Source organism: Streptomyces sp. F63 (genome assembly GCF_018070345.1).
Taxonomy (GTDB): domain Bacteria; phylum Actinomycetota; class Actinomycetes; order Streptomycetales; family Streptomycetaceae; genus Streptomyces.
In genome coordinates, this window is sequence record NZ_JAGPXX010000041.1 from 45674 (window position 1) to 52944 (window position 7271).

General features: G+C 75.8%; 4 protein-coding genes. 3 read left to right on the plus strand and 1 reads right to left on the minus strand.

From position 1 onward, the window contains the following. Positions 1–462: 462 nt before the first annotated feature. Entirely contained in the window at positions 463–1914 is a 1452-nt protein-coding gene (locus KBZ10_RS26880) for a DUF1996 domain-containing protein (RefSeq protein ID WP_210990331.1), read from the plus strand. 216 nt (positions 1915–2130) lie between these two features. Here KBZ10_RS26880 and KBZ10_RS26885 read toward each other — a convergent pair whose 3' ends face one another. Beyond that, entirely contained in the window at positions 2131–3321 is a 1191-nt protein-coding gene (locus tag KBZ10_RS26885; RefSeq protein ID WP_307847618.1) for a serine hydrolase domain-containing protein, read from the minus strand. Between the two features lie 227 nt (positions 3322–3548). Between KBZ10_RS26885 and KBZ10_RS26890 the strand changes: the two genes are divergently transcribed. Together KBZ10_RS26890 and KBZ10_RS26895 are read left to right on the plus strand one after the other, a co-directional pair. Continuing rightward, positions 3549–5717 (plus strand): serine/threonine-protein kinase, encoded by a 2169-nt coding sequence (locus KBZ10_RS26890; RefSeq protein ID WP_210990332.1) that lies wholly within the window; start codon positions 3549–3551, stop codon positions 5715–5717. Between the two features lie 295 nt (positions 5718–6012). Next, on the plus strand, positions 6013–7271 hold a 1259-nt coding region (locus KBZ10_RS26895), incomplete at its 3' end, for a protein kinase (protein ID WP_307847619.1).

Consider the following 7271-nt stretch of genomic DNA (forward strand, 5'->3'; position numbering starts at 1 on the left):
GACGAGCCGCCGGCGACCCGCCGATTCGCCCGGCCCCGTCCGTAACTCCGGTTACGCATCAGCCCTGATGCAGCGCCAGAGGAGCGGTACATGACGACGATCATCTCGGGCACCGTGGCGTCTCCGCGCGGGACCGGCTCGGCGAGAAGCCGCCGGCCGGTGCTCCGGGCGGCAGCCGGGCCGCCGGCCTCCCCGGACCCGGGTGATGTCTTCCGCCGCCGGCCCGGGCACCGGCCCGGGCTCCGGCAGTGACCGGGGCCACGGGCCCCGTGCCGTCGCCGTGTCCTGAGCGGCGGCTGACCGGCCGGCGCCTCATGCGGCCGGCCCGTCACGGGAACGGCCCGAGCGGCCCGCCGCGCCGGGACCGCGTTCCCGGCCCCCGTGCCCCTGCCGTACCCCGGCGCCCCTGCCATCGGGTGCCGGCCCGCGACGCGCTGCACACGGAGATCTCGGAGGAGTCCCATGCGACGCAACACCCGCAAACGATCGAAGACCGTACGCCGGGCGACCGCCGCCGCGGCGGCCCTGGCCATGGGGGCAGGCGGGCTGGTGGCGGCCAACGTGTACGCCTCGGCCGGTGAGAGCGGCTCCGGGGCGGAGCCGGAGGGGACCCGTCAGGTCCTGGCCTCCGGCGACGTCACCATCGCCTGCCCGGACGTCGGCGTTGAACTGCGCAACGTACCGGACCGGGTCAGGAAGGAGGTCGACAAGAACCTCGCGCTCCTGGACCAGCAGGTCGCTGAGGCGTACCAGCGGCTGCGGAGCGAGTCCCGGGCCGTCCGGCAGCAGCGCGACTTCGCCGACAACGCGATCGTGGGCCCGCTCACGGCGAAGCGGACGGCGGCCATCGACCGGATAGCGATCGCCATCGGCAGGGTGGCCGACCGCCCCCAGGGCCTCGAATCGCTCGCCGCCTGCACCCTGCGTGCCTCCGGCAACCAGGACGGCGGCGGTCAGGACGGCGGTGGAGAACAGGGCGGCGCCGGCGGTCAGGCCGGAAACGGCCCGGTCGCGGCGGACTTCGTGGACATCACCACCGTCCAGCCCGCCCCGGACAAGCCCCGCACGGTGCGGGGCGGATCCCGCGGCACGTTCACCAGCTCGTGCGGAGTGAACGAGAACAAGCTGTACAACACCGACAACATCATCGTCGCGCCCGGCGTGTCCAACGGCGCCCATCACACCCACGACTACATCGGCAACCAGGCCAACGACGCCTTCGCCGACGACCGGGACTTCGCCAACGGTGAGACGACGTGTGAGAACCCGGGCGACAAGTCCTCCTACTACTGGCCGGTCCTGCGCCTGCAGGACGGCACCGACGAGTTCGACGCGGACCAGCCGGGCGGCGGCGCCGAGGGCAACGTCGGCAGGATCCTCACCGCGAAGGAGGCGACCCTGGAGTTCGTGGGAAACCCGCGCAGCAAGGTCGTGGCGATGCCGAAGTTCCTGCGGATCATCACCGGCGACGCCAAAGCGTTCACCAACGGAACAGCCAACGCCAACGCCTCCTGGAGCTGCACCGGCTTCGAGGACCGGCAGCTGACGGACAAGTACCCGCTCTGCCCCGAAGGCAGTGACGTCGTCCGCACCTCCACCTTCCAGAGCTGCTGGGACGGCCGGAACACCGACAGCGCCAACCACCGTTCGCACGTGGCGTTCACCGATCCCCGGACCGGTGCCTGCCCCAGCGGTTTCCAGGCCATACCGCAACTGGTGCAGCGCCTGGTCTACGACGTCGACGCCCCCAGCCTGAACGACAACGGGCGGTCCACCCCCTTCTTCGCCGTGGACGGCTTCCCGGAACAACTCCACAAGCCGGTCACCGACCACGGAGACTTCGTCAACGTCTTCGAGGAAGGCCTGATGGACACGATGGTCCGGTGCATCAACACCGGCCGCGGCTGCCGGTGACCCGCGGGCGTTGAACGCCCACCACCCGCAGCGGACCGGCCCTGCCCGGAGCGCCACACACCCGGGCGGGGCCGGTCCCCGCCCCACCGCGCGAGGCCGGACCCGCGCCGACGACACGGCCCGGTCCGGGGGCCCCCGTCCGGCCGGGCCCCCGGACCGGGACGGCACCGGCCTGCCGACCGGCGATGTGAGACGGCCCCGCCCGCGCCCCTCCCGTCATCCCCGGCGGCAGAACGCCGCGCTCAGCAGCCGCCGTTCGGCTCCGGGGTCGCCCACCTCGTCGGTGTTGACCCGGTAGCCGAGCACCCGCCGTCCGCCGGCCGTGGCGGTGATCCGGACGTAGGAGCCGCTGATGCTGCCGTTGTGCCCCCACACCGTCACCCCGCACGGCAGCCGCTCCGGGAAGAGCCCGTAGCCGTACCGGCCGTGGGTCACGGAGGTGTCCGTCATCCGCCGCAGCTCCGGGCCGGGCAGGAGTTCGCCCCGCAGCAGCGCGCGCAGGAAGCGGTCCAGATCGCCGAGGGTGGAGACCATCTCGCCCGCGGCCCCGGCGGTCGACGGATTGAGCTCCGTCACGTCCACCAGCGCGCCGGAGCCGGAGCCGCCGGGCGCGGCCGCCGCCGAATAGGCCCGGCCGTGCGGGCGCGGCAGCCCGTGCCGGGTGCCGGGGAAGGAGGTGCCGCTGAGGCCCAGCGGCCGGATGATCCGGTCCTCGACCGCACGGGCGTACGGGCGGCCGGTGACCCGCTCCACGACAAGCCCCAGCAGGATGTAGTCCGTATTGGAGTAGCGGTAGCCGCTGCCGGGCGCGAAGTACGGCCGGTGCCGCAGCGCCGCGCGCACCAGCTCCCGGGGCGAGCGGGTGTCGAAGCGGTGCTTCCGGAAACCCCGGCCGAAGGACTCCTCCGCCAGCCGCGGATCGCGTACGTAGTCGAAGAGCCCGCTGGTGTGGGTGAGGAGTTGACGGAGAGTGACCCGCGTGCCGTCGTACCCCCGGCCGCGCACCAGGCCGGGCAGATGCTTCTCCACCGGGTCGGAGAGGCGCAGGACACCCTCGGCGCGCAGCTGGAGCACCACGGTGGCCACGAACACCTTGGTGACGCTGCCCGCGCGGAAGCGGTCGGCCCGTCCGATCGGCCGCGCGCTGCGCCGGTCGGCGACCCCCGCCGTGGCGAACCGGGCCCGGCCGCCCTCCCGGGTGTACGCGGCGGCGCCCGGGGCGCGGGCCGCGTCGGCCAGCCGCTCGACGGCCGCCGTCAGCCGGTCGGTACGCGCCATCTGACGCTTCGCCACCGCGTCGGCGCCGCCGTACGGCCCGGGCACCACCACGCACCCCGCCGCGAGGGCCGCGCACAGGGCCCCCGCCATCCCCGCCAGCAGGCGCGGGCGCATTCCGCCGACCGGCACCCCCGGCCTCCCTCCGGATCCCCTTGCGTGTACGCGCCCATGATGGCCTGCGGTGGTGCGCGGCCCGAGCGCGGGGCACGACGGGGCGGACCCGGGACATGGGCATGGCGCGGCATGGGGGAGAATGGAGACTCTGCCGGGGCGGACCACCGCAGTTGCGACGACGGCGCGGTGCACCACTGCCAACTCGGCGCCAACGCCTGGCCATCGCAGCGCTGAGGGGACACATGTCGGAGCCGGAGCAGACACAGGGCGCCACGGGACGGATCCTGGCCGGCCGCTACCGGCTGGGCGAGGTGCTGGGGCGGGGCGGCATGGGCACGGTCTGGCGCGCCGTCGACGAGACGCTGGGGCGTCAGGTCGCCGTCAAGGAGCTGCGTTTCCCGTCGTCCGTCGACGAGGACGAGAAGCGCCGGCTGATCACCCGCACCCTGCGCGAGGCGAAGGCCATCGCGCGGATCCGCGCCCAGGGCGGCATCACCGTCTACGACGTCGTCGACGAGGACGACCGGCCCTGGATCGTCATGGAACTCATCGAGGGCTCCTCCCTCGCCGAGGTCATCCGCGACAAGGGCCGGCTCTCCCCGCGCCGGGCCGCCGAGGTGGGGCTCGCCGTCCTCGACGTGCTGCGCGCCGCGCACCGCGAGGGCATTCTGCACCGCGACGTGAAGCCGTCCAATGTGCTCATCTCCGGCGACGACAGCCGGGTGGTGCTGACCGACTTCGGCATCGCCCAGGTGGAGGGCGACCCGTCGGTCACGTCGACCGGCATGCTCGTCGGCGCGCCCTCGTACATCTCGCCCGAGCGGGCCCGCGGCCACAAGCCCGGCCCGCCCGCCGACCTCTGGTCGCTCGGCGGCCTGCTGTACGCCTGCGTGGAGGGCGTGCCGCCGTACGACAAGGGCAACGGACTCGCCACGCTGACGGCCGTGATGACGGAGCCGGTTCCCCCGCCGGAGCACGCGGGGCCGCTGGCGGACGTCATCCACGGGCTGCTGGAGAAGGACCCGGACCGGCGTCTCGACGACGCGGGCGCCCGGGCCCTGCTCACCAAGGTGCTCGCGGAGACGGAGGAGCCCCAGCGGGTCGCGAGGACCCGGACGATGGCGGCGCCCGGGGAGACCCCCGGCGCGCGGACGGCGAAGGCCGCCGGCGCGGGCGCGGCGGGTACCGCGGCGGCGGCCGCGGGCGCCGCCGCCGCGGGCAAGGGCAAGGGCAAGACCAAGGGCAACGGCAGCGCAGGCGGCAACGGGAGCGGAGGGACGCCGGAACCGTCGCGGGGCGGCGAGCCCGGAGCCGGCGCGGACTCCTCCGCGGAGTCCGGGGCGGCCTCCCCGGCGGACTCCGCGCGGCCCCGGAACGGGCGCGGTGCCAAGGACGGGCGGGTGCGCGCCGCGCTGCGCTCGGCCCGGGCCGCCGCCGCTGCCGGAGCCGCTTCCCGGGCGGCCACGCCCGCGGAGCCGTCCGCCGCCGCCCGGGCCGGGACGTCCGGCTCGTCCTCACCGGCCACCGCCGGCCACGCCTCCCCGTCGGCGGCCACGGGCACCGGCACCCGGCGGCCCGTCACCGCCGCGCTCACGGACGTGGTGCCGAGACGGGTGCTGGCCCTCATCGCGGGGGTGGTGACCCTCGCCGTGCTCGGCGTGGTGCTGGCCTTCACCCTCGACCGTGACAACGGCGAACCGGCCGGCGGGACCAAGGACGACAGGGCGGCCACCAGCGGCGCCGACGGCGGCAAGGACGACTCCGCGGACGCCGGCAAGAACGCCGGGGCGTCGGCCGAGCCCTCGGAAGACGCGCAGGACGGCGCGAGCGAGGGGAAGCCGGACGGCGAAGGCTCCGCCGGCAAGGACGGCGGGGAGGACGGCGAGAGCGGCAAGGACGGCGGCAAGGACGGCGGCAAGGACGGCGGCAAGGATGCCGGAGACGCGGACAGGATCCCCGAGGGCTACAAGACCAGGACCGACGACCGCTTCCACTTCTCCATGGCGATGCCCGCGGACTGGAAGCTCACGCGGATAGCGGGCCAGAACTCCGGCGGCGAGTACAGCGAGTCCGGCGGAGTGCCGCGGATCCAGGTCGACTTCAGCTCCCAGCCGCGGGACGACGCGGTCGCGGCCTGGCGTGCCCAGGAGCGGGCCTCGCGCGGATCGTTCCCCGGATACGCGTCACGGGGCATCAAGAGCGCGGAGTACCGCGACTATCCGACGGTCGCCGACTGGGAGTTCGAGTACGACCGGAGCGGTGAGCGGATGCGGGTGCTCAGCCGCGGCTTCAAGGTGGACGGCAGCCACGCCTACTCGATCATGATCACGTGTCCGGCGGACGAGTGGGACGGCAAGGAGTGCAGCACGCTCCGCGAGACGGCCTTCCGGACGTTCAAGCCCACCGACTGAGCGCTCCGGGGACGCCAGGGACGCCAGGGGCAGCAGGGACGCCAGGGGCAGCAGGGGCGCCAGAGGCGGCAGGGGCGGCGGGGGGGTGCGCGAGGGCGGCGCGCGTACCCGCCCGGGCCGAGCCCCGGGCCCGTTCCGCGCCGGATGCGGAGACCGGTTGCGCCGTCCGCTCCGCACCGCCGCGCCGGGGCACGTATCGTGAAACGGTGCGGACGCTACGCAGCCGCAACGGGTCGGTGGGCGAACAGGGTTGACTGTTCCGGGTGGACGCGGAAAGCGCGCTTGGGGAGGCGTCGTGGAGGACTACGCGGGCCGGGTACTGGCCGACCGCTACCGCCTGCCCCGAACCGCCGGCGACGTGTTCGACGCCATCGAGACCCGGGCCTTTGACACCTACAGCGGCCAGGAAGTCCTGATCCGGCACATACCCCTGCCGGAGACCGTCGAGGCCGAGATCGCCGGCACCGACGGCCGGTACGGGCCCGGAGCGCCCGGTGGCACGGCGCACGGTGCCGGCGATCCGGCGGTGCGGCGCGCCCTCGCGGCCGCGAGGGCCGCGGCGGCCGTCCCCGACCACCCGCGGTACGACCAGGTGTTCGACGTGTTCGCGGAGGGCGGCGGGCTGTGGATCGTCAGCGAACTGGTGGTGGGCCGGCCGCTGGCCGCGCTGCTCGCCGAACACACGCTCTCCCCGCACCGCGCCGCGGAGGTCGCGGCCGACGTCCTGACCGCCCTGTCGGCGCTGCACGCCCAGGGCTGGATCCACCGCAACATCACCGCCCGCACGGTACTCGTCTGCGAGGACGGCCGGGCCGTGCTCACGGGGCTCGCCTCCGGCGCCGCGGAGGAGGCGCTCTGCGGCTACGACCCGACCCCGCCCCCGGCGGACGGACCGGGCGGGCCGGACGGGCCCGGTGACGCCGGAGGCGGTCCGGGCGGTTTCGGCGGTCCGGGCGGTCCGGGCCCCAACGGCGGTGGGCCGGACCCCGCACGGACACAGGCCAACGGCCCGCGTGACGACGGCGGTTCCGGCCGGTACCCCGGCGATGCCTCCGGACGGCCGCAGGGCCCCGGGAGCACGGCGGGCCCGGCCGGCCCGGGGGCCGGAGCCCCGGGCGGTGCCCCGCACACCGGTTCCGTCCCCGGGCCGGACCCCGATCCGCACCGCGCCTTCCGGCGCCCGCCCCCTTCCGGGGGGAACGCGTTCGCCCCCGGAGCGGACGGCACGGGCCCGGACGGCGCCCGCACCGCGTACGGCCCCCGGCCCCCGGGCGGCGGTCCGGCCGCGGGGCGCGCCGAACTCGCCCCGGGCCGGGGCCCGGACGGCCGTACCGGAGATGCCCCGGGGCAGGTCCGGGACGGTGCGGCCCCGGCATACGGCTCCGGCGGTGCCCTCGCGCTCGGCGGCACCGGCACCGGCACCGGTGTGCCGGGCGCCGGTCCGGGCCGGCCCGCCGGCCCCGGGCGCGCGGCGGGCGCTGACGGCGACGGTCTCCCCTCCCCGGCCGGGGCCCCCCCCCACCCCCCGACCGCCCCCCCCCCCCCGCCCCGCCC

Coding starts and splice junctions, on each gene's coding strand:
- KBZ10_RS26880 (WP_210990331.1), top strand. CDS start 463: ATGCGACGCAACACCCGCAAACGATCGAAGACCGTACGCCGGGCGACC.
- KBZ10_RS26890 (WP_210990332.1), top strand. CDS start 3,549: ATGTCGGAGCCGGAGCAGACACAGGGCGCCACGGGACGGATCCTGGCC.